Genomic DNA, 25,935 nt, shown 5'->3' with positions numbered 1-25,935 from the left:
AGCGCGAGGCACACCGTTGGCAATATCCTCCGTGCCACGCGCGGCTCTTGAAGTTCCTTTTCATGCCCTGGTCCTTGCCCGGCCGCGGAGGAGACGACATGCATTTCAACCACCCTGAGCTCGACCGCCGTACCCTGCTGCGGGCCGGATTCGGCGCCGCCGCGGTCGCGGTCGTCGGGAGCGAACTCGCCTTCCCGGCCGCCGCGCAGGCCGCGCCCGGCGCGAACCTCGACTGGATCATCAGCTGCGACGAGTGGGGCGCGCGCCCGCCGGCGGACCCGCTGTCGATCAGCGCCATCGCCACCAACAAGATCATCGTGCACCACATGGCGTTCCCGAACGTCACGGACTACTCCGAGGAGCACGCCAAGCAGTTGGCCCGTGACTGCCAGGACCTGCACATGGACGGCAACCGGTGGTCGGACACCGGGCAGCACTTCACGGTCAGCCGGGGCGGGCACGTCCTGGAGGGCCGGCACGGCAGCCTGGAGCGGCTCCAGGCCGGCGACCGGCAGATGATCTCGGCGCACTGTCCGGGCGAGAACGGCCGGGCCATCGGCATCGAGAACGAGGGCACGTACGTCACCGACACGCCGCCGCAGGAACTGCTCGACTCGCTGGTCAAGCTCTGCACCACCATCTGCCAGCAGTACGGCCTGCACGCGCACGACATCTTCGGCCACTGGGACTTCCGGGCCACGCTGTGCCCCGGCGCGATGTTCTACCGGGAGTTCCCCACCCTGCGCCGCCGGGTCTTCGCCAAGCTCGGCACGCACCTGGCCGACGTGCCGGCCCGCCGGTGGCCGGACATCTGGCGGTTCGTCGGCGGCCCGGTGGTCCGCGTCGCCCAGTACCTGCTCACCTTCCGCGGCTACACCGTGCCGGTCAACGGCGTCTTCGACGCCGCCACCGTCGCCGCAGTGCAGGACTGGCAGGCCCGCAACGGCATCCCGGTCGACATCGACGCCACCCTCACCGCGCCGACCTGGGAGACCCTGGCGCCCGAGCTGGACAAGGACGCGACCGGGATCCCGGTGAGCGCGGTGCAGTTCATGCTCAACTCCAAGGGCTACGCCGACGTGGCGATCACCGGCGAGTACGACTACGTGACCAAGAAGGCGCTGAAGGACCTGCAGCACCTGCACGGTCTGGACCCGAACGGCAAGGTCAGCACCACCACCTGGTGCGCCCTGGTGGGGGGTGTGGTGCGGCAGTCCTTCCAGGAGGACTGACGCGCCGGCGGGGAGAGCGGTGGGGGTGGCAACGGCGCCACCCCCACCGCGTCCGTTTCGATCCGACTCGCCCGGCACGTGTTGTTGTCACTGTCGGACCCGGCTGCGACGATGACCCTCGTCAAGGACGAAGGAGGGTCGCACAATGGCGTCTCGGCTCAACCCGTACCTCAGCTTCCGCGACAACGCGCGGCAGGCCATGGAGTTCTACCAGCAGGTGTTCGGCGGCAACCTGACGCTGAGCACGTTCGGCGAGTTCGGCAACCCGGATCCGGCGGTGGCCGACCAGGTCATGCACGCCATGTTGGAGACCGACCGGGGGTTCACCCTGATGGCCTCCGACACCCCGCCGGAGATGGAATACAGCCCCGGGAACAACATCTCGATCAGCCTGAGCGGCGACGACGCCGACGAGCTGCGCGGCTACTGGAAGCAGCTCGCCGAGGGCGGGACCATCGCGGTGCCGCTGGAGAAGCAGATGTGGGGCGACGAGTTCGGCATGTGCGTGGACCGGTTCGGCATCGGCTGGATGGTCAACATCGCGCAGCCGCAGGCCTGACCGGGCGGCACCGAACGCGCGGGCCTGCCCCGGCCGACGCGCGCTGATCCAGCCCGCCGCCGGGAGGTCGGGCCACCGCCCGGCGGCGAGCCGGTCACGTGCGCCGGCCGGGTGGCCCGAATACGATCATCACGTGGCCGGCGCTGACGACCTCCCCCGCGACGAGCCCCAGGCCGGCCGATGAGCGGCGGGGCGGTGAGCAGCGGCACCGTGCCGATCGGGCCGACCCTGGTGGTCGCCCTCGCCGGGCTCACCCTGGCCGGCGCCGCCGTGCTGCGGCTATCCGGGCTCGGCCGGGCCCGAGCCGTGCTGGCCGCGGCGGGCCGGGCCACCGTCCAGCTCGGCGCCGTCTCGCTGGTCATCGTCGCGGTGCTGCGGGCCTGGTGGAGCACCGTGGCGTTCATCCTGCTCATGTACGCGGTCGCCAGCTTCACCGCGGCCCGACGGATCGGTCCGGCGGGCCCGCGTCGGGTCGCGCCGCTGGCCATCGCGGTCGGGGTGGTGCCGAGTCTCGCCGTACTCCTGGGCAGCCGGGCCCTGCCCGCCACGCCGCTGGTGGTGCTGCCGACGGCAGGCATCCTGATCGGCGGCGCGATGACCGCGACGAGCCTTGCCGGCCGGCGGACCCTCGACGAGCTGCGCACCCGGCACGGCGAGTACGAGGCTGGGCTGGCCCTGGGCCTGCTCCCCCGCGACGCCGCGCTGGAGATCTGCCGGCCGGCCGCCGGGCAGGCCCTCATCCCGGCGCTGGACCAGACCCGCACGGTCGGGCTGGTCACCCTGCCGGGCGCATTCGTCGGTGTGCTGCTCGGCGGGGCGGGGCCGCTCCAGGCCGGCGCGACCCAGCTGCTCATCCTGCTCACCCTGCTCGCCGTCGAGGCGGTGGCGATCGCCCTCGCCGTCGAGCTGCTCGTCCGCCACCAGGGGCGGATCCGGCCGTAGGGCCGCCGGGTGTACCCCGGACGTGACGGGGTACCCGCGTGCCCGATGACCAGGGTGCGCAACCTCCGCGTCCGGCCCGACCTGCTCTACGTGGCGAGTGGGTGGAGCACGCTGGTCACCGACGTACGGTGCCGGGTCACCGGCACCGACCCGCAGGGGTTCTTCGCCCGCAACACCCGGGTGCTCAGCGTCGAGCGGGTCACGGTCGACGGCCGGGAGCCGATCCCGTTCAGCGCCGCGAACGTGCTGGGCAACGCCCAACTGTCGTACGCCGCGCTGGGTGACGGGGAGGAGCTGCCGTCGCGGGCGGCCTACCTGCTGACGGAACGGTTCGTCGGCCCGGGGCTGCGGACCAGGCTCACCGTGGTCAGCTACGCCCAGCAGCCGCTGCGGATGACACTGACGATCCGGGTCGAGGCGGACTTCGCCGACAGCGTCGAGGCGGAGAAAGGCCGCCGGCTGCAGACCGGCGACGTCGGCGCGGACTGGGACGCCGCGACGCAGGAGCTGCGCCTGACCTACCTGCGTGACGACATCGACCGTGCGGTCGCCGTCGGGGTCCACGCCGACACCCCGGTGCGGTGCGCCGACGGCGCGTTCACGCTCGAGGTCGAGGTGGCGCCGCGCGGCAGTGCCCGGGTGGACCTGGTCGTGGAGCCGATCTTCGACGGCGTCCGGCTGCCCGCGCCCCCGGCCACGTTCACCGGTGCCCCCGACGCCGCCGCCCGCGCCCGCGCCCGGCTGGTGGACGAATTCGCCGGGCTCACCAGCAGCAACTTCGACGTCGCAGCGGCCTGGCGGAACGCGGTGGAGGAGCTGGCCGTGCTGCCGCTCGGCGAACCGGCCGGGCCGACCGCGCCGATGGCCGGGCTGCCCATGTACCAGGAGATCTTCGGCCGGGACACGATGACCGCCTCCTGGCAGGCGCTGCTGGCCGGGCCGACCATGCTGGCCGACAGCCTGCGGCTCAACGCCCAGCATCTCGGGCGGCGGTTCGACGACTGGCGGGACGAGGAACCCGGCAAGCCGCTGCACGAGGCCCGCCAGGGTCCGGTCTCGGTGCTCGGCCTGGACCCGTTCACCGGCTACTACGGCGACTGGTCGACCGCACCGGACTTCCTGGTCTTCCTCGGCCAGTACCTGGCCTGGACCGGGGACCTGGACACCGTGCGGGACCTGCTGCCGACCGCCCGGCAGGCACTGAACTGGATCGAGCGGTACGGCGATCCGGACGGCGACGGCTTCCTCGAGTACCACCGCCGCTCCCGGGCGGGGCTGAAGAACCAGGGGTGGAAGGACTCGGACACCGCCATCGTCGACGAGGACGGGAAGGTGGTGCCCAACCCGATCGCGACCAGCGAGTTGCAGGGCTACTGGTACGCGGCGCTGCGGCACGCCGCGGCGGTGTTCACCGTGACCGGCCATCCGGCCCGGGGCGCGGCGCTGCTGTCCCGGGCTCGGGCGCTGCGGCGCCGCTTCCACGAGGCGTACTGGCTGCCGGACCGGGGCTGCTACACGATGGCGCTCGGGCCGGACCGGCGGCCGGTGCGGTCGACGAACTCCAACGACGGGCACCTGCTCACCACCGGCATCGTGCCGACCCGGGCCGCCGTCCGGGTGGTGGACCGGCTGTTCGCGCCCGACATGTTCAGCGGCTGGGGGGTGCGGACGCTGTCGGCGGACCACCCGGCGTACAACCCGTTCAGCTACCACCGGGGCAGCGTCTGGCCGGTGGAGGCCGGCACGATCAGCCTGGGGCTGGCCCGGTACGGGTGCTGGGACCACCTGCACCGGTTGGCCGAGGGAATGTTCGCCGCGGCGGCACTGTTCGAGGAGCACCGCCTGCCCGAGGCGCTCAGCGGTCTCCCCCGCGACCCCGATCACCCGCACCCCGGCGTGTACCCGAACTCCTGCGCGCCGCAGGCCTGGTCGGCCAGCGCCATCGTGGCGCTGGTGCAGGCGCTGCTGGCGCTGCGCCCGGTCGCACCGCTGCGGACGATCATCGTGGACCCGCACCTGCCCGAGTGGCTGCCCGACCTGCGGCTGGAGGGCGTACAGGTGGGGGGCGCCACCGTCGACCTGACGGTGCGCCGCCGGCGTGGCGGGCGGACCTCGATCAGCGCCCGCGGGGACCGGCTGGCCGTGATCCGCCGTCCCCCGCGGCAGGCCATCTCCCTCCACCGGCGCCGGGCCTGACCGGTCGGTCCCCGTGCGCGCGGCACGTGTAGCCCCGCGTGGGCGGGGAATGCGGCCTCGCCTACACAGACAGGAGGGCTGGCATGGAGAGTCGCGCCAAGGCGATGGGGCACGGGATCCACCCCATCCTGATCGTGTTTCCGCTGGGTCTGCTCGCCACAGGGGTGATCTTCGACATTCTCTACCTGATTACCGATCGCACCGGCTTCCAGATCTCAGCGGCGTACACGATCGGCATTGGGATCATCGGGGGCTTGCTCGCCGCGGTTTTCGGTCTGATCGACTGGCGGGCCATCCCGTCCGGCACCCGCGCAAAGCGGGTCGGCGCGATCCACGGCCTCGGCAACCTGGTGGTGGTGCTGCTGTTCGCGGCGAGCTGGTTCCTGCGGCTGTCCGCGACCAACTGGGAACCCCCCGCTGCGGCCCTGGCCTGCAGCTTCGTGGGGATCGTGCTGGCCGGCTTCACGGGTTGGCTTGGCGGCGAACTGGTCGAGCGGCTCGGCATCAGCGTCAGCGACGAGGCGGGCGTGAACGCACCGAGTTCGCTGTCGCGCCGCGGCGCCCGCCCCCGCGCCAGGGGCGCCTGACCGGCCGTGGCGACGGAAGGGAACGGCGCATGCGGGCGATCACCCTGGACAAGGAGGGCGCGGGGCCCGGTCTCCGCGACGACCTGCCCCAGCCCAGCCCGGGCCCGGGCGAGGTGCTCGTCCGGGTCCGGGCGTCCTCGGTCAACGGCTTCGACAAGAAGGCGGCCGCCGGGATGATGACCGGGATGCTCGAATACCGCTACCCGGTCGTGCTCGGCAAGGACTTCGCCGGCGAGGTCGCGGCGATCGGCGACGGCGCGACCCGTTTCCGCGTCGGCGACCCGGTGTTCGGCGTCGTCATGCGGTCCTACCTGGGTGACGGTTCGTGGGCCGAGCACGTGGCGGTCGGCGACCAGTTCGGCATCACCCGCCTTCCCGCAGGCCTGGACCCGTCGACCGCGGGCGCGCTCGGACTGGCCGGCGCGACCGCGGTCGACATGGTGGACGCCGTCGCGCCCGGGCAGGGAGACACCGTCCTGGTCGCCGGCGCGACCGGCGGCGTCGGCGCGCTCGCCGTCCAGTACGCCACCGCGGCCGGCGCGCGGGTCATCGCCACCGCCCGCCCCGGCGCCGCCACGGACTTCGTGCGGCAACTGGGTGCCGCCGAGGTGGTGGACTACACCGGCGACCTGACTGCCCAGGTCCGCGCGGTCGCCCCCGACGGGGTGTCCGCGGTGGTGCACCTGGCCGGCGACGGCACCGAACTCGCCGGGCTGCTCGCCTCCGACGGGCGGCTCGCGTCGACCATCGGCTTCGGCCCGGACCAGCACCCGGCCGCCACCTCGATCATGGGCAGCCCGAGCCCCGAGACCCTCGTCCGGCTCGCCGAGGACGTCACGGCCGGTCGGCTGCAGGTCCCGGTCACCCGCCGCTACGACCTGGCCGAGGTACCCAAGGCACTGGACGACTTCGCGGGCGCGCTGGGCAAGCTCGCCATCACCGTGCCCTGACGCGCGCAGCAGCACGACGGCCGGCGGCCGCCCTGGACCAGGGCGGCCGCCGGTTTGCTACCCGTGCCCTGGTGGCCTTGTCGTCCGGCCCCCTCGCCGCTGCCCTCGGACCTGCCGGAACCGCCCGAACGGCGGTGTCCACGATGGTCACCGCGGCGCTACCGTACGCCCTGGCACCCGACGCGGATCATCCGCCGCAGAGAGGACCGGGGCGTATGGACGGCAGAGCACGTTTCCGACTGACCCGGCTGGTCACCGCCGCCGCCCTCGTGGCGGCCAGCCTGGGGCTCCTCCCGGCACCGGCCCACGCGCAGGCCGGTCCCAAGGTGACGGTGCTGACCCGCAACCTCTATCTCGGCGGCGACCTCACCCCGTCGATGACCGCGACGACCCTGCCCGGATTCCTGGCCGCGAACGCGGCCCTGCTCAGTCACGTCGACCTGGTGGACTTCCCGGCCCGGGCCCGGCTGGTCGCCGCGGAGATCCGGGAGCGCAAGCCCGACCTGGTCGGCCTGCAGGAGGTGGCGCTCTGGCGCACCGGGCCGCTCGGCGACCCGGCGCCGGCCACCACGGTCCGCTACGACTACCTCGCCCTGCTGATGGCCGAACTGGCCCGCTCCGGCCACCCGTACGACGTGGCGGTGGCGCAGAACGAGGCGGATCTGGAGGCCCCGGCGGGGGCACCGCACAACGTGGACGCCCGGCTCACCATGCGCGACGTGATCCTGGTGCGGCACGGCGGCCGGGTGAAGGTGACCGGGACGTCGTCGGGGAACTTCGTGCACAACCTGGTGACCCCACTTCCGCCGGTCAACAGCAGCGCCACCAGCACCCGCGGCTGGACGGCGGTGGACGTGGCGCAGGGCAGCCGGACGTACCGGTTCGTCAACACCCACCTGGAGGCGTTCCACCCAGGCGTCCGCGTGCTGCAGGCCCAGGAGCTGCTGCAGGGACCGCTGCGCACCTCCGGCCGGCTGATCCTGGTCGGCGACCTCAACTCCGGACCGGAACTGCCCGAGGAGAACAACCGGCTCGCGTACGCCGCGCTGGTGGCCGGCGGGATGATCGACACCTGGCCCGTGCTGCACCCGGGCGACCCCGGCTACACCTCCGGGCTGGGTGACGACCTGAACCAACCGGCCGGCGACGTCGAGCACCGCATCGACATGGTCCTGGTCAGGGGCGCGGTCACGCCGCTGAGCAGCGAGGTGTTCGGCACCGAGCGGCAGACCCCCGGCGGCCGATGGGCGTCTGACCACCTCGGGCACGCCGCCGTGCTCGCGCTGCCGTGACGCACCCCCGCTGAACCCACCCCGGCGTGGTCGGCTGAGGGGAGCCGTTTCGGCAGTTCACCGCAGCACTGTCGAACACGTGTGCGAACATGGGTTCGTGTCGGGCGAGGCCACCATCCTGCATGCCGACCTGGACGCCTTCTACGCGTCGGTCGAGCAGCGCGACGACCCCCGGCTGCGCGGGCGGCCGGTGATCGTCGGCGGCGGGGTGGTGCTGGCAGCCAGCTACGAGGCCAAGGCCCGCGGCGTACGCAGCGCGATGGGCGGGCGGCAGGCGCGGCGGCTGTGCCCGGAGGCGATCGTGGTGCGGCCGCGGATGTCCGCCTACACGGCGGCGAGCCGAGCGGTGTTCGAGATCTTCCGGCAGACCACCCCGCTGGTGGAGGGGCTCTCCATCGACGAGGCGTTCCTGGACGTGGGCGGGCTGCGCCGGCTGGTCGGGCCGCCCGCCGACATCGCCGTCCGGCTGCGCCGGGAGGTACGCGAGCGCGTCGGCCTGCCGATCACCGTCGGCGTGGCCCGGACGAAGTTCCTCGCCAAGGTGGCCAGCGGGGTGGCCAAGCCGGACGGGCTGCTGGTCGTCCAGCCGGATCGGGAGCTGGCGTTCCTGCATCCGCTGCCGGTGGAGCGGCTGTGGGGCGTCGGCCCGGTGACCGCGGCGAAGCTGCGCGAGCGGGGCATCCGTACCGTGGGGCAGGTGGCGCGGCTGGGCGAGGCGGCCCTGGTGTCGCTGCTCGGCGGGGGCGCCGGCCACCACCTGCACGCCCTCGCCCACAACCGCGACCCCCGCCGCGTGCAGGTCGGGCGACGACGGTCGTCGATGGGCGCCCAGCACGCGCTGGGTCGGGAGCCGCACTCCCCCGCCGAGCTCGACGCCGTGCTGGCCGGCCTGGTCGACCGGGTGACCGGGCGGATGCGCGCGGCCCGACGCACCGGCCGCACCGTCACCCTGCGGCTGCGCTTCGCCGACTACACCCGGGCGACCCGCTCGCACACCATCGATAAGGCGACCGCGCAGACCCGACCGCTGCTGGAGGCCGCCCGCGCGCTGCTGCGGGCGGCGCTGCCGGAGATCGACGCCCGGGGCATCACGCTGATCGGAGTGTCCGTCGGCAACCTCGACAACGGGCACGTGCAGCTGACGCTGCCGTTCACCCGCGACCCGGGCGCGGAGCTGGACGCGGCGGTGGACGCGGTCCGGGACCGGTTCGGGTCCTCCGCGCTGACCCGGGGCGTGCTGCTCGGCCGGGATCCCGGCCTGGAGATGCCCCGCCTGCCGGACTGACGCTAGGGTGCCCGGATGTTCCGGACGCCGCAGATAATCCTGTTCAGCGAGGACGTCACCCGCGCCGCCGCCTTCTACACCCGGCTCGGGTTCACCGAGACCTTCCGGGTGCCCGCCGAGGGCGAGCCGATCCACGTGGACCTGACCCTCGACGGCTACCGCATCGGCATCGCGTCGGTCGCGTCCACCCGCGACGACCACGGCCTCGACCCGGTGCCGTCGGGTCAGCGCGCGGCGGTCGTGCTCTGGACCGACGACACCGCCGCCGCGTACGCGAAGCTCACCGCCGACGGTGCGCCCGCGCTGGCCGCCCCGCACGTTTGGCTCGACCGGCTGTTGATCGCCTGGACTGCCGACCCGGACGGCAACCCGATCCAGCTCGTCCAGCACCTGCCAGCCGGACAACAACCTGGGGATCAGTAGTGGTGATTGCCTCCACCGCTGGCCGTGCTGCCATCGGCCATGGCGCGGCGAGCGTCATCCGGCGCCGACGGCCGCCGCCAGAAACCGCAAGGTAGGCGAGCAGGGCACTCGGGCGAGCGCCTACACGTGGGCGGGACGAGACGCCGTTTGCTTCGGCCACCGGCGGGAAAGTCCGCCCGGTTGGGCACCGCGTCCCAGTCTCGAGGAGGAGGTCCGAGATGGCTCGCAAGAGAAAACGGCCAAATCTGTGCGGGCAGGGCCAAGGGTGCGCCGGGTTCCGTCTCGCCTTGCCGTCGCTGCGCGACGTACGCGGCCTGACCCGTTAGGTGCGGGCTCATGCCCCGGTTTCGCCCAACCAGCGACACCCCCACCACCGCAGAGGACGAAGCCCGGTCCAGTAACCCAGTCGGTGCGGAGCGAGACCCACGGCGGGTCGTCATGTTCAGTGACGGGGTCATCGCCATCGCCGTCACCCTGCTCGTCCTGGAGATCCGCCCTCCGGAGGACACTCAACACCTGCTGGAGGGCCTCGGTAAGCTCTGGCCCTCGTACCTGACCTACGCCATCACATTTCTGCTCATCGGGCAGATGTGGGTGAACCACCACGTCATGTTCGACCACATCCGCTCCGCCGACCGCCTGGTGCTCCTGTTCAACACGCTGCTGCTGATGCAAATCGCGTTTCTACCGTTCGCCTCAGCCGTCCTCGCCAGCGCGCTCAGGTCCGGCCACGGAGAGCGAACCGCCGTCGTCTTCTACGGAATCTCCTACGAGGTGGCGGCCATCCTGTTCAACGTGATCTGGGAATACGCGAGGCACGGCCGCCGCCTGCTTGCTCAGACGACTGACTCGGCCGGCGCGAGAGCGATCAGTAGACGCTTCCGTCCGGCGCCCATCTGGATTGCCGTGGGGATCGTGCTGGGCCTACTGCATCCCTTCCTCGGCGTGGCCGTGGTTGCTGCCTTCATCCCCTTCTATTGGTTGCCGATCAAGGGCGAGATCGCGAGCGTCAAACGCGCCCGCAGCCGCGGCACTTCCCAATCCTGAGTGAGCGCGCAGAAGGGAGGGCGACAACAAGGAACGAGGGGCGAGCGGTTAACCGGTCGCCGCGCCGCGGGCCGCTGCCGCAGAATCAGCGGATCATGAGTACGCGCCTGCGGGCCATCGCCCGCGACACCCTGGAGATCCTCGACGCCGGCCGATACGTCAACGCTCACGGCGAGACCGTCGAGCTCACCGGCCCGGTACGCGCCGCCGTCGCCGGCACCCGCCTGCACCTGCCCGACGACCCGCCGCCCACCCCGCCGACCGGTGGCGCCGCCCCGGCGGTGGAGGTGACCGGGGAGAGCACCCTGCTGGCCGCCCGGCGCCTCGCCTTTTCCGGGGACGTGGCCGCGCTGGTGTTCGCCTCGGCGAAGAACCCGGGCGGCGGGTTCCGCACCGGGGCGCAGGCGCAGGAGGAGAGCGTCGCCCGGGCGTCGGCGCTCTTCCCCTGCCTGGCCGTGGTCCCCGAGTTCTACGACTTCCATCGCGAGCAGCGGGACCTGCTCTACAGCGACCGGGTCATCCACTCGCCCCGAGTGCCGGTGTTCCGCGACGACAAGGGGCGGCTGCTCGATGCCGCCCACGAGGTGTCGTTCCTGACCGCCGCCGCGCCCAACCGCGGCGCGCTGCTGCGCAACCAGCCCGCCGACGCCGAGCGGGTCGGGCCGGCGCTGCGTACCCGGGCCCGTCGAGTGCTGGCCGTCGCCGCCACGTACGGCCACCGGCGGTTGGTGCTCGGCGCGTGGGGCTGCGGCGTGTTCCGCAACGACCCGGCGACGGTGGCGGACGCGTTCGCGCTGGCCCTGGCCGACGCGGCGGGCTGGTTCGACCAGGTCACCTTCGCGGTGCTGGACCGGGCCGGCGGGCCGGTGCACGGCGCGTTCGCGGCCCGTTTCGGGGTGGCCTGACGGCCGGTCGCCGCCGCGCCGGCCGTCGGACCGCTCAGCGGTTCTGCGGGAAGCCGAGGTTGACGCCGCCGTGGGAGGGGTCGGGCCAGCGGCTGGTGACCACCTTGGACCTGACGAAGAAGTTCACCCCCTCCGGTCCGTAGGCGTGGGCGTCGCCGAACAGGGAGTCCTTCCAGCCGCCGAAGGAGTAGTACGACACCGGGACCGGGATCGGGACGTTCACCCCGACCATGCCGACCTCGATCTCGTTCTGATAGCGCCGGGCCGCGCCGCCGTCGTTGGTGAAGATAGCGGTGCCGTTGCCCCACGGGTTGGCGTTGACCAGCTCGACGGCCGCGTCGTAGCTGGGCACCCGGAGCACCGACAGCACCGGCCCGAAGATCTCGTCGGTGTAGACGGACATGTCGGTGCCGACGTGGTCGAACAGGGTCGGCCCGAGCCAGAAGCCGCCCGGCTCGCCGTCGATCGGGTGGCTCCGCCCGTCGACCACGAGCTGCGCCCCCTCGGCCCGCCCGGCGTCCAGGTACGCCGTCACCCGGTCCCGGTGGGCGCCGGTGACGAGGGGTCCCATCTCGCAGCCGGGGCGGCGGCCGTCGCCGACGTGCAGGTCGGCCATCCGCTCGCTGATCTTGGCGACGAGTTCGTCGCCGATCGGGTCGACGGCCACGACAGCGGAGATGGCCATGCAGCGTTCGCCGGCCGACCCGAAGCCGGCGGAGACGGCAGCGTCGGCGGCGAGGTCGAGGTCGGCGTCGGGCAGCACGACCATGTGGTTCTTCGCGCCGCCGAGCGCCTGTACCCGCTTCCCGTGCCGACTGCCGGTCTGGTGGACGTAGCGGGCGATCGGGGTGGAGCCGACGAACGAGACGGCCTTGACCTGCGGATGCTCGAGGATCCGGTCGACCGCCTCCTTGTCGCCGTGCACCACGTTGCACACCCCGTCCGGCAGCCCGGCCTCGGCGAGCAGCTCCGCCAGGAAGTTCGCCGCGGACGGGTCCTTCTCGCTCGGCTTGAGCACCACCGTGTTGCCGCAGGCGATGGCGTTCGGCACGAACCACAGCGGCACCATGGCCGGGAAGTTGAACGGGGAGATCACCCCGACCACGCCGAGTGGCTGCCGGATCGAGTACACGTCCACCTGGGTCGAGGCGTTCTCGCTGTATCCGCCCTTGAGCAGCTGCGGGATCCCGCAGGCGAACTCGACGTTCTCCAGTCCGCGTTGGATCTCTCCCGCCGCGTCGGAGAGCACCTTGCCGTGCTCGGCGGTGATGATGGCGGCCAGGTCGGTCCGGCGGGCGTTCAGCAGTTCCCGGAAGGCGAACAGCACGCTGGTCCGCTGGGCGAGGGAGGCGCTGCGCCACCGGGTGAACGCCTCGCGGGCGGCGGCGACCGCCTCGTCGACGACCGCGGCCGTGGCGAAGTCGACCTGTCCGGCGACCCGGCCGGTGGCGGGGTCGTAGATGTCCCCGGTGCGCTCGGCGACGCCGTGCCACGGCTTGCCGCCGATCCAGTGGGTGGTCCTCATCGAGCCTGCACCTCCTTGGCCACCGCCTCGATCGACTGGGTGAGGATCTCCAGGGCCTCCTCCGCCTCGGCCCGGGTCAGGGTCATCGGTGGTGCCAGCCGGATGACGTTGCCGTGCAGGCCGCCCTTGCCGACGAGCAGGCCCCGTGCTCGGGTCTCCTCGAGCAGGGCGGTCGCGGCCGCCGGGTGGGGTTCGCCGTCGGGTCCGACGAACTCCAGCGCGATCATCAGGCCCTTGCCGCGTACGTCGCCGAGCACCGGGTGCGCCGCGGCGACCGCGCGCAGGCCGTCGAGCAGGCGGGCGCCGAGTTGCGCGGCGTTGGCCTGGAGGTCGTGCTCCAGCAGATAGGTCAGCGACGCCAGTGCGCCGGCGGTGGCCAGCGGGTTGCCGCCGAAGGTGGAGATCGAGTTGGCCCGCAGGCAGTCCATCAGGTCGGCGCGGGCGATCACGCCGCCGATCGCGAGGCCGTTGCCCAGGCCCTTGGCGAAGGTGATCGCATCGGGCACGACGCCGTGCGCCTGGATGCCCCAGAAGTGCTCGCCGGTGCGGCCCCAGCCGGTCTGTACCTCGTCGGAGACGAGCAGGATGCCGTACTCGTCGAGCACCTTCTTGAACTCGCCGAACAACCCGTCCGGCGGGGTCGCGAAACCGCCGACCCCCTGGATCGGCTCGACGATCATGCAGGCGACGTCGCCGGCCGTGGTCGTCTCGATGACCTCGCGCAGATCAGCGACGCAGGCCCTGATGTAGTCCGCGTCGGACAGCTCCCGGAACGGGCTGCGGTAGCGGTAGCCGCCGTGCACCCAGCTCACCTTGACCGGGCTGAGCGCGCTGGCCGACCAGCCGCGGATGCCGGTGACCGCGATGGTGGCGAAGGCGCGGCCGTGGTACGAGTTGCGCAGGGCGAGCACCTGTTCGCTGCGACGGTGCTGGGTGGCGAGCATGAGCGCCGTCTCGTTCGCCTCGGTGCCCGAGTTGGTGAAGAACACCTTGGCGTCCGGGATGCCGGACAGCTGCGCGATCTTCTCGGCGAGCTCGACCTGCGACTTGATCAGGTACAGGGTGGAAGAGTGCAGCACGCCGGTGTCGACCTGCGCCCGGACGGCGTCGCTGATCTCGGCCACGTCGTAGCCGATGGCGTTGGTGAGGATGCCGGCGAAGAAGTCGAGGTAGGTCCGCCCCTCGCGGTCGGTGACCCGGCGGCCCTGCGCGCTGGCGATCTCGATGGGCTGCTCGTAGTACAACGCCAGCCAGTTCGGCATCACGGATCGGTGTCTGGCCAGCAGCTCGCGGTGCGCCATGGCGTCCTCCCGTATCTCGTCCCCAGGGCGAGTGTGGCGGGAATCGTTGTCCAACCGCTATGGACAACCTGTACCGGTGTGGTCGCCGTGCCGTTACGTTGTGTGCATTCCCACCTTGGGAGGCAGCGATGTATCCCTCCGTCGCAGAAGCCATCGCCCTGCCGGTGATCCGGCGCGCGAAGCCGCAGGTGGTGGCCGGTTCGGCCGGCATGGACGGCCGGGTGCGCTGGGTCCACGTGGCGGAGGTGGCCGACATCGCGCACCTGCTGCGCGGCGGGGAGCTGGTGCTCACCACCGGCATCGCGCTGCCCGACGAGCCCGCGGCGCTGACGCGGTACGTGGACGATCTGGCCGCGGTCCACGCGGCGGGGCTGGTGATCGAGCTGGTCCGGCGGTGGAGCGACCAGCTGCCGGAGGCGCTCGTGGCGGCGGCCAACCGGCACCGGCTGCCCTTGATCACGCTGGCGCAGGAGACGCCGTTCGTGTCCGTCACCGAGGCGGTGGTGGCCCTGATCGTCGACGCGCAGCTCGCCGAGCTGCGGGCGGCCGAGCAGGTGCACGAGACGTTCACCTCGCTCACTGTGGCCGGTGCGGAGCCGGCGGAGGTGCTGCGCGAGGTGGCCCGGATCTCCGGGCTGCCGGTGGTGCTGGAGACGCTGGGGCACGAGGTGCTCGCGTACGACGCGGCCGGCCGGGATCCCACGGAGCTGCTGACCGACTGGGCGCAGCGGTCCCGGTCCGTGGCCGCGCCGGAGCGGACCGCGTACGACGAGGAGGCCGGCTGGCTGGTCACCATGGTCGGCGCGCAGGGCGCCGACTGGGGACGGTTGGTCCTGCTCTCGCCGGACCCGCCACCGCACCGGCACGTGGTGGTCGCCGAGCGGGCCGCGTCGGCGCTGGCAGTGCACCGGCTCGTGGCCCGGGACCGGGACAGCCTGGAGCGGCAGACGCACCGGATGCTGCTCGCGCAGCTGCTCGGTCAGGCCGTACCGCCGCCGGATCTGGCCGCCCGGGCGGCGGCCCTGGGGGTCGGGCTCGAGCGGCGGCAGCTGGTCGGGATGGCCATCCGGCCGGCGACGGTGGCGCCTCGGGCCCCCGCGCTGGCCACCCAGGAGGTGTTGCGGGACCTCGCGGAGGCGACCGCGCTGGCGGCCCGGCGGGTGGCGGTGCCCGCGCTGGTGGGCGTGGTGGACGACACGACGGTGCGGGCGTTGTTGTCGTTGCCCGCGTCGGCCGGGGTCGACGCGGTGCTGCGCCGGTTGGCCCGGGAGGTGCACCGCTCCGCGGCCGGTCCGGTGCTGCTGGCGGTCGGCACCACCGTGTCGCACGTCGCCGAGGTACGCCGCAGCCTGGGCGAGGCCGCCCACGTGGCGGGGGCGGCCCTGCGCGCCCCCGGCACCCAGCTCTACCACCGGCTGGACAACGTGCGCCTGCGCGGCCTGCTGCACCTGTTGCGCGACGACGAGCGGGTCCGGGCGTTCGCGGAGCGCGAGCTGGGCCCGCTGCTGGCGCGGGACGCCAACCACCACAGCCGGCTGCTGGAGCTGCTGCGCTGCTTCTGCGAGCAGGGCGGGAACAAGTCGGCGGCGGCCGCCGCCGCGCATGTGTCGCGGACCGCGTACTACCAGCAGTTGGCCCGGATCGCGCAGGTGCTCGGGGTGTCGCTGGAGGACCCGGAGTCGATGCTGTCGCTGTACGTCGCGCTGCTGGTGCACGAACTCGACGACGCGTGACGAGACGCCGCCCCCGGTAGGCCGCCGGAATCCGTCCACCGCACGGATTGACACGATCGCCGCGGGCATGCCGGTGGACACAGTGTGCCTTGATCATGGCAAGCGTGGACACTTTGCCACTGCCCGTGGTGGGTCCGTGACACTCACCATTCCGAGATAAAGATCGTGCTGTTCCGCCCCCATCCGCAGCACGCGCGCCGGTTGGCGGCGCCTGTTGCGGCAGCGCAACAGGGAGGTGACACCGATGGCCGTTGAACCCCTACCCAGCGAAGCCACCACGGTCGAGCCGGGCACACAGATCACCCATCCGGATGGCCGAGTGGAGCTGCGCGACTTCTCCACCATCGCCGACAGCCGCTACTTCAACGTGGAACTCGCGCCGGTGCCCATCGAGAAGCGCACCTGGAACACGTACAACTTCGCGGCGCTGTGGATCGGGATGGCGCACAACATCCCCAGCTACCTGCTCGCCGCCGGGCTCATCCAGCTCGGCATGAACTGGGTGCAGGCGTTCCTCACCATCACCCTGGGCAACCTGCTCGTCTTGATCCCGATGCTATTGAACAGCCACGCCGGCACGAAGTACGGCATCCCGTTCCCGGTCTTCGCCCGCGCGTTCTACGGCGTGCGCGGCGCCAACTTCGCGGCGCTGCTGCGCGCCTTCATCGCCTGCGGCTGGTTCGGCATCCAGACCTGGATCGGCGGCGAGGCGATCTACGCGATCGCCGGCAAGCTGCTGGGCTCCTGGTGGGTCGACGCCGCGCAGGTCATGGACCACCCGTGGACGCTGTGGGCGTCGTTCCTGGTGTTCTGGGCCATCGAGATGGCGATCATCTGGCGGGGCATGGACACCCTGCGCCGCTTCGAGAACTGGGCCGCGCCGTTCGTCCTCGTGGTCGCCGTCGCGCTGCTGATCTGGGTGCTGATCGAGGCGGGCGGACCGGGCCCGATCCTGTCGCAGCCGTCGAAGCTGGGTTGGGGCGCCGACTTCTGGAAGCTGTTCGCGCCGTCGCTGATGGCGATGATCGCGTTCTGGGCGACCCTGTCGCTGAACATCCCCGACTTCACCCGGTTCGGCGGCAGCCAGCGGCAGCAGGTGTACGGGCAGGTCCTGGGGCTGCCCACCACGATGTCGTTCTTCGCCATCCTGTCGATCGTGATCACCTCGGGCACGGCGGTGGTCTACGGCGAGGCGATCTGGGACCCGATCCAGCTGGCCGCGAAGTTCGAGAACCCGCTGGTCGTCGCGCTCGGCCTGTTCACGGTGGTGGTGGCCACGTTGTCGGTGAACGTCGCGGCCAACACGGTCAGCCCGGCGTACGACTTCTCCAACGCGGCGCCCCGCCTGGTCACCTTCCGGACCGGTGGCCTGATCACCGGCGTGCTCGGCATCCTGATCCAGCCCTGGCGCCTGGTGCAGGACCCGAACATCTACATCTTCGTCTGGCTCGGGTTCTACGGCGGCCTGCTCGGCGCGGTCGCCGGCGTGCTGATCGCCGGGTACTGGGTGCGCAGCCGTACCCGCCTGCAGTTGCCCGCCCTCTACCGCCCCGAGGGCCGGTACTGGTTCTCGGGTGGTTGGAGCTGGACGGCGGTGGTCGCCACCGTGGTCGGCGCGCTTCTCGCGGTCGGGGGCGCCTACTCGGCGCCCGGCAAGGGCCCGTTCCCGGCGGACGGGTTGATCCCGTTCCTCAAGCCGCTCTACGACTACAGCTGGGTCGCCGGTCTGGTCGGCGCGTTCGTGGTCTATCTGGCGTTGTCGCTACCGCGCGCCAGCCACGCCAAGGGGGAGGTCAGGTGAGCAACGTCATCCGAGCCGGGTTGGTGCAGCAGAAGTGGACCGGTGACAAGGAGTCGATGATCGCGAATGCGGTCGAGGCGATCCGCCGCGCCGCGTCGCAGGGCGCGCAGGTGGTGTGTCTGCAGGAGCTGTTCTACGGCCCGTACTTCTGCCAGGTCCAGGACGCCGACTACTACTCGTACACGGAGGCGATCCCGGACGGGCCGACGACGGCGCTGATGCGCGAGGTCGCCGAGCAGCACGGCGTGGTGCTGATCGTGCCGATGTACGAGCAGGAGCAGCCGGGGGTCTACTACAACACCGCCGCGGTGATCGACGCCGACGGCACCTACCTCGGCAAGCACCGGAAGAACCACATTCCGCAGGTGAAGGGGTTCTGGGAGAAGTTCTACTTCCGGCCGGGGAACCTCGGCTATCCGGTGTTCGACACCGCCGTGGGACGCATCGGCGTCTACATCTGCTACGAGCGGCACTTCCCGGAGGGCTGGCGGGCGCTGGGACTGGCCGGCGCGAAGATCGTGTTCAACCCGTCGGCCACCAGCCGCGGCCTGTCGGAGTATCTGTGGCGGCTCGAGCAGCCGGCCGCCGCGGTCGCCAGCGAGTACTACGTCGGGACGATCAACCGGGTCGGGGTGGAGCCGTTGGGCGACAACGACTTCTACGGGCAGTCGTACTTCGTCGACCCGCGCGGGCAGTTGGTCGGCGCGGCGGCGTCGGACACCGAGGAGGAGGTCGTCGTCCGCGACCTGGACATGGACAAGCTGGCCGAGGTCCGCGACCTGTGGGCGTTCTACCGCGACCGCCGGCCCGAGACCTACGAATCGTTGGTGACGCCGTGAGCATCGTCATTCGCAACGGAACGGTCGTCAACGCCACCGGGGCGTACCCGGCGGACGTGCTGGTGGAGGGTGAGCGGATCGCCGCGCTCGCCGCGCCGGACTCGGGCCTGGCGCAGCAGTGGGCGTCCGGCGCCGACCGGGTGATCGACGCCGCGGGGAAGTACGTGGTGCCCGGCGGCATCGACGGGCACACCCACATGGAGATGCCGTTCGGCGGCACGTTCTCGGCGGACACGTTCGAGACCGGCACGGTCGCGGCGGCCTGGGGCGGCACGACGACCATCGTGGACTTCGCCGTCCAGGCCAAGGGCACCTCCCTGCTGTCCGCGCTGGACAAGTGGCACAGCAAGGCCGACGGCAACTGCGCCATCGACTACGCGTTCCACATGATCATTTCGGACGTGAACGACACGTCGCTCAAGGAGATGGAGACCTGCATCGACGCGGGCGTCAACACGTTCAAGATGTTCATGGCGTACCCGGGGGTCTTCTACGCCACCGACGGGGAGATCCTGCGGGCGATGCAGAAGGCCCGCGACACCGGCTCGATGATCATGATGCACGCGGAGAACGGCATCGCCATCGACCAGCTCGTCGCGCAGGCGCTGGCCAGCGGGCGCACCGACCCGGTGCAGCACGGGCTGACCCGGCCACCCGAGCTGGAGGGCGAGGCCACCAACCGGGCGATCACCCTGGCGAAGGTCACCGGCGCGCCGCTGTACATCGTGCACCTGTCCGCCGCGCACGCTCTCGACGCGGTCACCCGCGCCCGCGACACCGGCCAGAACGTGTTCGCCGAGACCTGCCCGCAGTACCTGTTCCTGTCCTTGGACGACCTGGCCCGGCCCGACTTCGAGGGCGCGAAGTACGTCGCCTCTCCCCCGCTGCGCCCGAAGGAAAACCAGGCGGAGCTGTGGCGGGGCCTGCGCACCAACGACCTGTCGCTGGTGTCCACCGACCACTGCCCGTTCTGCTTCAAGGACCAGAAGGAACTGGGCCGGGGCGACTTCTCCAAGATCCCGAACGGGATGCCGGGGGTCGAGCACCGGATGGACCTGCTCTACCAGGGCGTCGTGCGGGGCGAGATCACCCTGCCGCGCTGGGTGGAGATCAGCTCCACCACGCCCGCCCGGATGTTCGGCCTCTACCCGCGCAAGGGCGTCATCGCGCCCGGCGCGGACGCGGACATCACGGTGTACGACCCGACGGCCCGGCAGACCATCTCCGCCGGAAGCCACCACATGAACGTGGACTACTCCGCCTACGAGGGCATGGAGCTGACCGGGCAGGTCGCCACCGTGCTGTCCCGGGGCCGGGTCGTCGTGGACGACGGCGCGTTCCACGGCGCGGCCGGACACGGCACGTTCCTCAAGCGCGACCTCTGCCAGTACCTGGTGTGACAAGGAGTGGCCGTGGACTTCGGTGTCGTACTCCAAACCGACCCGCCCGCCCGCGACGTCGTGGCCGGGCTCACCGCCGCCGAGGACAACGGGTTCCGCTACGGCTGGACGTTCGACTCCTGCGTGCTGTGGCAGGAGCCGTTCGTCATCTACTCGCAGGTCCTCGCCGCGACCAAGCACCTGATCGTCGGGCCGATGGTGACCAACCCGAGCACCCGCGACTGGTCGGTCACCGCGTCGCTGTTCGCCACCCTCAACGAGATGTTCGGCAACCGCACGGTGTGCGGGATCGGTCGGGGCGATTCGGCGCGGCGGGTGATCGGCCAGCCGCCGGCGAGCCTCGACACGCTGCGCCGGGCCATGCACGTGATCAAGGAGTTGGCCGAGGGGCGGGCGGTCGAACACCACGGCACGCCGGTGCGCATCCCGTGGGTGCGTGACGGCCGGCTGGAGATCTGGATGGCCGCGTACGGCCCGAAGGCGCTGCGGCTGGTCGGCGAGCAGGCCGACGGCTTCATCCTGCAGACCGCCGATCCGGACATCGCCCGCTGGACGATCGGCTCGGTACGCGACGCGGCCAGCGCCGCCGGCCGGGACCCCGACGCGATCACCATGTGCGTGGCCGCGCCGGCCTACGTGGGCACGAACCTCGCCCACCAGCGGGACCAGCTGCGCTGGTTCGGTGGCATGGTCGGCAACCACGTGGCCGACCTGGTCGCCCGTTACGGCGACTCCGGGATGGTGCCGAAGGCGCTGACCGACTACATCAAGGGCCGCGAGGGCTACGACTACGCGCACCACGGCCGGGCCGGCAATCCGTCCACCGACTTCGTCCCGGACGGGATCGTCGACCGGTTCTGCCTGCTCGGACCCGAGTCGGCCCACGTCGACCGGCTGCAGGAGCTCCGGGAGATCGGGGTGCAGCAGTTCGCCCTCTACCTGATGCACGACGACAAGGAGAAGACCCTGTCCGCGTACGGCAAGGACGTGATCACGCAGGTGTGATCCGAGGGCCGCCGACATGCGGCGCGTCGTGGGGCCGGTTGGGCGGCACAATGTTCCGGCCGCCCACCGGCCCGCTACCGAGCGCCGGTGGCGCCCCTCATCGAACGATCCGGATGCTGTCGATCCGAACGTCACCTTGGACGGTGAGCGGATCGACGCGAAGCATGGTCAGTCGAGGGCCCTGTGGCGGAATCGGCACGGTGTAGGAGTGGGGCCCACCCGCCTTGACCGAGAAGCGGGTGCTCCTGCTCTCCGCGAAGAAGGGCTCGTCCGCCGTGCCCCAGAAGATCTGCGCGTCACTGTCCGTGGAACTCGACATCGTGATCTCGACGCTGGCGCCCTCGCTCACATCGACCGACAGTGGGCCGCCGTTGACCAGGTACGGGTCGCCGCCGGTCGAGGTCGACCGGAGGGACCCCTCCGCGACCACGAACGGGGTCAGCTGATTCGCCGGCTGCCAGCCCTCCGCATCGCCGTCCGTGTCAAAGAGCCACGACCGCAAGGCCGACGTGATCCGGACCGAAGCCGTACCCCCGGTCAGGTTGCCGTAGGTCACGGTCACCCCGACATCGGCCGCGGGCGCGGTCTCGTCCGCCGGCGAGGTCACCTGCGCGGTGACCGTCCCCTGCCCGCCGGCCGCGAGATGGTACGGGTGGGTCGATGCGTCGAGATGCCAGCCGTCCGGCACGGTCAGGGTGACAGCACCGTCGACGGGAGCGGCCGCCCGGAGGTTCCGCAGGGTCACGGTCACCGTGCTGGTGCCGCCCGCCGTGTCGAGGATGCGCGGGTCCGCCTCCACGCGGACGATCTCGACGGGCGAGAGCACGTCCACGACGGCCTGGACCGGCACCTCGACCGTTCCCGCACCTCGCCGGTAGGCCACGACACCGTTCAGCTCCAGGTCACCGATCGGCGGCTGGTCGGCCGGGACCGTCACGTCGACGCGCAGCACGGCGGATCCTCCGGCCGGGACAATGGCCGGCGTACCCTCCGCCGGGGTGGCCGACCACCCCTCGGGCAGGTGCAGCACCAGTTCGGGGTCGTGGAGGACCTGGTCGCCGGCGTTCTTCAGCACCGCTTCGACCCGGGACGTCGAGCCTGGCACGAGGGTCGACGACGGCACGGAGAGGGACGCGGCGGTCTGGTGGAGCTGTTGGCTCGCCGACGAGATCGCCGCCGCCACCCGCCCGAGGCTTTCCTGGAGCGCCTCGGCATCCGTGCGGGAGAGCGTGCCCGCGTCCGCGTACGTGTCGAGCAGGGCGACCAGGCGAGCAGTGCGGGCCTGGGCGCTGGCGGCGGCCTCCATCGCCGGCCGGTCCCGGCCGGCCAGATAGTGCGTGCGGGCGCGACCGGTGGTGGCCAGCAGCTCGGCGGCCGCCGCGACGAGCTTGCCGCTGGCCGGTTGGGTCAGGGTGCCTGACCGGACGAGGGTGACGACGCGATCGTGTACGCCCGCCGCCTCGTCGTTCGCGATCCCGAGATAACCGCGGAGGTTGTCCACGGAGAAGTGGTAGCTGCCCGATCCCACCAGGTAGACCGCGGTGCCGTCGGTCATCTCGAGGAACTTGACGCCCGGGGCCTGCTCCGCGCTCACGCCACTTTCCGTGACGGCGTGCCGGCTGACGGCGGGAACGCGCACGGTGGCGGTGGTGTTCGCCGGTACCGTCACGTCCAGGGTCATCTCGCCGCGGCCGTTGAGCCGCCAGGCCGAGCCGATCGTCCCGTACGGGGAGACGTGGGTGGTATCAGCGTGGGTGAGCCCACCACCCGGCCGGGGTGCGACCAGGAAGGTCGAGTAACCGGGGCCGGTCGGGCTGATGCCGCCGATCGAGGAATACATCCATTCGCCCACGGCGCCGTACGCGTAGTGGTTGAACGAGTTCATCGCCGGGTCCTGGAACGAGCCGTCCGGTCGGATCGAGTCCCACCGCTCCCAGGTCGTCGTGGCCCCCATGGTCACCTCGTAGAGCCACGACGGGTACTGCCGCTCGTTCAGCAGCCGGTACGCGACGTCGTCGTGACCGGTGGAGCTCAGGGCGGGCAGCAGGTGGGGCGTGCCCAGGAACCCGGTGGAGAGGTGCCAGCCGCGGGCCTCGACGGCCGCGACGAGCTTTTTGCCGACCGCGGCCCGAAGGTTGGTCGGCACCAGGTCCATGCCGAGTGACATCGCGTAGGCCGTCTGGGACCCGGTCGAGACGCTCCCGTCCGGCTTGATGAACTCCGCGGCGTACGCCGTCCGGATGTCGCGGGCGAGCCTCTCGTACTGTTCCGCTTCGGCAGCGCGTCCGGTCGCGCGGGCCATCTCGCCCAGCAGCCGGGTGTCCTGGGCGTAGTAGGCGGTGGCCAGCAGCGAGTTCGGGGTCGGGTCGTCGAGGTTCAGCCAGTCGCCGATGCCGTGTCCGTCGGGGACGACGCCGTTCTTCGCCACCGAGGTCCAGAACGCGACGTGCTTGACCATCGCCGGCCAGTTGTCGTCGATCACCTGCGAGTCGCCGTACTGTCGCCACAGGCTGTGGGTAACCGTGATGGCGCCGTCACCCCAACCGGCCGTCGCCACGCTCTCGCCGACCCCCGGATCGATGCCGGGGGCGAACTGCGAGAAGATCCCGTTGGGCGCCTGGCGCAGCCGCATGTCGCGCAGCCACTTGTCCAGGAAGGCGTAGGCGTCCAGGTTGAACGTGGCCGTGTTGGCGATGACGTTGAGGTCGCCGGAGTAGCCGAGGCGTTCGTCGCGCGCCGGAGTGTCGGTGGGGATGGACAGGAAGTTTCCGCGGATCCCCCACGTGATGTTGGACTGCAGTTGGTTCAGCAGCGGGTTCGAGGTGTCGAACGACGAGGTCGGCGCATTGGCCGTGCCGACCACGACGCCCACCACGTCCGATGCCGCCGGCGGCGTCGCCAACCCGGTGATCTCGACATAGCGGAAGCCGTGGAAGGTGAAGCTGGGGCTGTACTCGGTGGTGCCGTCGGATCCCAGGGTGACCGTCTCGGTCGCCTTCGCGGTGCGCAGGTTGGCCGTGTACAGGGTGCCGTCCGGATTCAGCACCTCGGCGTGCCGGATCGTCACGACGTCGCCGCGCTTTCCGGTGAGTCGGACGCGCACCCAGCCGACCATGTTCTGGCCCATGTCGTAGACGGTCACGCCGGGAGCGGGCCGGCTGACGGCCTCGGTGGTCCGCTGCCCGGTCACCCGGACGGGCGGGTCGGTCTGGGGATGCAGGTCACCGACGGTGGGCTGGTGGACCTGGACACGCTGCCAGTCCGCCGTCGCGCCCGGCTCGCTCCAGCCGGGCACCTGGCGGCGGAAGTCGTAGGTCTCGCCCATGAGCAGGTCGGCGTCGAGCACGGGTCCCGGCCGCCAGACCCAGGATCCGTCGGTGGTCAGGGTGTCGGTGGTGCCGTCGGCGTAGGTGATCTCGAGGCGCCCGAGGAAGGCCGGGTTGGAGCCGAAGTGCTTGGGCCCGAACCAGGCGATGTTGCCGGCGTACCACCCGGGGGCGATCACCGCCCCGACCGCGTTGCCGCCCTCGCGCAGCATTCCGGTGACGTCGTGCACCTGGTACTGGACCAGCTTGCTGTAGTCCGTCCAGCCCGGCGCCAGCTCCTCGTCACCGACGCGCCTGCCGTTTATCTGCACCTGGTAGACGCCGAGCGCGGTGCTGTACAGGCGCGCCGCCTGCACCGGCTTGCGGACTTCGAAATCGCGGTGCAGCAGTGGCAGCGGGAGCGACGGTGTCACGAAGACGCCGAGCTCGGGAGAGCCTGAGATGGACAGCCCGTTCTCGGTCAGGGTCCCGATCGCGAACGGGTTGTGCCGGTCGGCGAAGTCGGTGTGGAACAACGTGTCCGGGCCCTTGGTGACCGTCACCTCGTGCACCACGCCGGATTCGCCCGCGCCGACGCGGAACCCGGCCGTCCCGGCGGAGCGCAGCGGGATGGGACGGGATTCGATGACGTGCCCGTCGATGCTGGTGACCGCCTGTCCGGCGGACAGCGCGATGGACACCTCGTGCTCGGCCGTGAAGCCGCCCGGCAGCAGCTCCGCCGGCACCGGGGTGCCGCCGATCTCCGTCCAGACGCCGTTCACCCGACTGTGGGGGCGCACGCTCGGGGCTCCACGCGCCGACAGTTGCCACATGTAGGTGTTGGTGCCCGCCGCCGAGTCCGCGTAGAAGACGATGCCCAGCGCTTCCTTGATGTTGCTGGTCCGCACCGTCAGCGTGTAGTCGCGCCAGTCCATGCCGAGCGGCTCGCTCGGCGGTCCGCCGATCCACTGCGCGTCCCAGTCCGCCGCGGCGGTGTCTCCCGCCGGCAGGGCCGTCTCGAACCAGGCCGGTTTGCTCCAGTCGCTGAGCGTGCCGGCGCCGTCCCAGACCCGTACTCGCCAGAAGTACCGGGTCCGGGCCCGCAGGTCCGGCCCTGCGTAGCGGACGTTGACCGAGTCGCGGCTCGTCACGCGCCCGCTGTCCCAGACGTCGGGCTGGTCGAAGCGGTCGGCGGCGGTCGCGACCTGGATCTGCCTTGCGGACTGCACGATGCCCCGCGCCGTGCCGGTGATCCGCCAGGAGAAGGTCGGTGCCTCGACGGGGATGCCGAGGGCCTCGTCGCGGTGATTGACGGACAGGTCGCGCACGGCGATGGCCGGTACGGCCGCCGCCGCGGCCGCGGGCGTCGGGCTCACTGCCAGCAGGCACCCGAGCAGCACCGGGGCCATGGTTGCCCGGGCCAGTCGGAGCAGCTTGGACATCGGCTCGGGCTGTAAGCGTGCCGTCCTCATGCAGGGCTCCCTTTGCCGACGCCGGGCTCTCACCAGAAGCGCTTGAATCGTTTCAAGCGACTGGTTATAGGTCGAGAAGGTACCCCTCCGTCCGTCCACAGGGAACGCCCAAGCGTGGCCGGTTCCGGTCACCGCG

Annotated in this window: 19 protein-coding genes; 16 read left to right on the top strand and 3 right to left on the bottom strand. The window is 71.6% G+C overall.

Features of this window, described 5'->3' with window-relative positions; translation table 11 throughout:
- Positions 1-98: 98 nt before the first annotated feature.
- From ACY34I_RS12740 to ACY34I_RS12690, 11 genes are all read left to right on the top strand, one after another.
- Positions 99-1,232 (top strand): peptidoglycan recognition protein family protein, encoded by a 1,134-nt coding sequence (locus ACY34I_RS12740; RefSeq protein WP_462755015.1) that lies wholly within the window; start codon positions 99-101, stop codon positions 1,230-1,232.
- A 145-nt stretch (positions 1,233-1,377) separates the two neighbouring features.
- The gene (locus ACY34I_RS12735) at positions 1,378-1,791 is read left to right on the top strand and encodes a VOC family protein (RefSeq protein WP_462755014.1); all 414 of its coding nucleotides are present in this window, start codon (positions 1,378-1,380) and stop codon (positions 1,789-1,791) included.
- A 195-nt stretch (positions 1,792-1,986) separates the two neighbouring features.
- Positions 1,987-2,733 (top strand): ABC transporter permease, encoded by a 747-nt coding sequence (locus ACY34I_RS12730; RefSeq protein ID WP_462755013.1) that lies wholly within the window; start codon positions 1,987-1,989, stop codon positions 2,731-2,733.
- A 45-nt stretch (positions 2,734-2,778) separates the two neighbouring features.
- On the top strand, positions 2,779-4,929 hold the full coding sequence (locus tag ACY34I_RS12725) for an amylo-alpha-1,6-glucosidase (RefSeq protein ID WP_462755012.1): 2,151 nt from the start codon (positions 2,779-2,781) through the stop codon (positions 4,927-4,929).
- An 83-nt stretch (positions 4,930-5,012) separates the two neighbouring features.
- Complete coding sequence (locus ACY34I_RS12720) at positions 5,013-5,516, top strand: DUF2231 domain-containing protein (RefSeq protein WP_462755011.1); 504 nt, start codon at positions 5,013-5,015, stop codon at positions 5,514-5,516.
- Positions 5,517-5,545: 29 nt separating this feature from the next.
- A complete protein-coding gene (locus ACY34I_RS12715; RefSeq protein WP_462755010.1) occupies positions 5,546-6,466 on the top strand; it encodes an NADP-dependent oxidoreductase in 921 nt (306 codons plus the stop codon).
- Positions 6,467-6,681: 215 nt separating this feature from the next.
- Positions 6,682-7,758 carry an endonuclease/exonuclease/phosphatase family protein gene (locus tag ACY34I_RS12710; RefSeq protein ID WP_462755009.1) on the top strand — a complete coding sequence of 359 codons (1,077 nt, stop codon included), beginning with the start codon at positions 6,682-6,684 and terminating at the stop codon, positions 7,756-7,758.
- Between the two features lie 97 nt (positions 7,759-7,855).
- On the top strand, positions 7,856-9,043 hold the full coding sequence (dinB, locus tag ACY34I_RS12705; RefSeq protein WP_462755007.1) for a DNA polymerase IV: 1,188 nt from the start codon (positions 7,856-7,858) through the stop codon (positions 9,041-9,043).
- A gap of 15 nt (positions 9,044-9,058) precedes the next feature.
- Positions 9,059-9,466: a VOC family protein gene (locus ACY34I_RS12700; protein ID WP_462755005.1), complete on the top strand. Its 408-nt coding sequence runs from the start codon at positions 9,059-9,061 to the stop codon at positions 9,464-9,466.
- Positions 9,467-9,904: 438 nt separating this feature from the next.
- The gene (locus ACY34I_RS12695; RefSeq protein WP_222870455.1) at positions 9,905-10,513 is read left to right on the top strand and encodes a TMEM175 family protein; all 609 of its coding nucleotides are present in this window, start codon (positions 9,905-9,907) and stop codon (positions 10,511-10,513) included.
- A gap of 95 nt (positions 10,514-10,608) precedes the next feature.
- Positions 10,609-11,418: a TIGR02452 family protein gene (locus tag ACY34I_RS12690; RefSeq protein ID WP_462755003.1), complete on the top strand. Its 810-nt coding sequence runs from the start codon at positions 10,609-10,611 to the stop codon at positions 11,416-11,418.
- 34 nt (positions 11,419-11,452) lie between these two features.
- Here the strand turns inward: ACY34I_RS12690 and ACY34I_RS12685 are convergent, their stop codons facing one another.
- The gene (locus ACY34I_RS12685) at positions 11,453-12,943 is read right to left on the bottom strand and encodes a CoA-acylating methylmalonate-semialdehyde dehydrogenase (protein ID WP_462755001.1); all 1,491 of its coding nucleotides are present in this window, start codon (positions 12,941-12,943) and stop codon (positions 11,453-11,455) included.
- Positions 12,940-14,244 carry an aspartate aminotransferase family protein gene (locus ACY34I_RS12680; RefSeq protein WP_462754999.1) on the bottom strand — a complete coding sequence of 435 codons (1,305 nt, stop codon included), beginning with the start codon at positions 14,242-14,244 and terminating at the stop codon, positions 12,940-12,942. Before ACY34I_RS12680 ends, ACY34I_RS12685 begins: the two co-directional genes overlap by 4 nt.
- A gap of 128 nt (positions 14,245-14,372) precedes the next feature.
- On the opposite strand from ACY34I_RS12680, the gene ACY34I_RS12675 reads away from it, so the two are divergent.
- From ACY34I_RS12675 to ACY34I_RS12655, 5 genes are all read left to right on the top strand, one after another.
- A complete protein-coding gene (locus ACY34I_RS12675; protein ID WP_462754997.1) occupies positions 14,373-15,977 on the top strand; it encodes a PucR family transcriptional regulator in 1,605 nt (534 codons plus the stop codon).
- A 244-nt stretch (positions 15,978-16,221) separates the two neighbouring features.
- Positions 16,222-17,778, top strand: a complete 1,557-nt coding sequence (locus ACY34I_RS12670; RefSeq protein ID WP_462754995.1) for an NCS1 family nucleobase:cation symporter-1 — start codon at positions 16,222-16,224, stop codon at positions 17,776-17,778.
- A complete protein-coding gene (locus ACY34I_RS12665; protein ID WP_462754994.1) occupies positions 17,775-18,617 on the top strand; it encodes a nitrilase-related carbon-nitrogen hydrolase in 843 nt (280 codons plus the stop codon). Before ACY34I_RS12670 ends, ACY34I_RS12665 begins: the two co-directional genes overlap by 4 nt.
- Entirely contained in the window at positions 18,614-20,017 is a 1,404-nt protein-coding gene (gene hydA / locus ACY34I_RS12660) for a dihydropyrimidinase (protein ID WP_462754992.1), read from the top strand. The genes ACY34I_RS12665 and hydA overlap by 4 nt, the downstream gene beginning before the upstream one ends.
- Positions 20,018-20,029: 12 nt before the next feature.
- Positions 20,030-21,022 (top strand): TIGR03842 family LLM class F420-dependent oxidoreductase, encoded by a 993-nt coding sequence (locus ACY34I_RS12655; RefSeq protein WP_462754991.1) that lies wholly within the window; start codon positions 20,030-20,032, stop codon positions 21,020-21,022.
- 97 nt (positions 21,023-21,119) lie between these two features.
- Here the strand turns inward: ACY34I_RS12655 and ACY34I_RS12650 are convergent, their stop codons facing one another.
- Complete coding sequence (locus ACY34I_RS12650; RefSeq protein ID WP_462754989.1) at positions 21,120-25,799, bottom strand: family 78 glycoside hydrolase catalytic domain; 4,680 nt, start codon at positions 25,797-25,799, stop codon at positions 21,120-21,122.
- Positions 25,800-25,935 lie beyond the last annotated feature (136 nt).

Source organism: Micromonospora sp. RTBAU3-60, from assembly GCF_054963695.1.
Note: the sequence above shows the minus strand (reverse complement) of the source record. Positions and strands in the feature narration are given on the sequence as shown.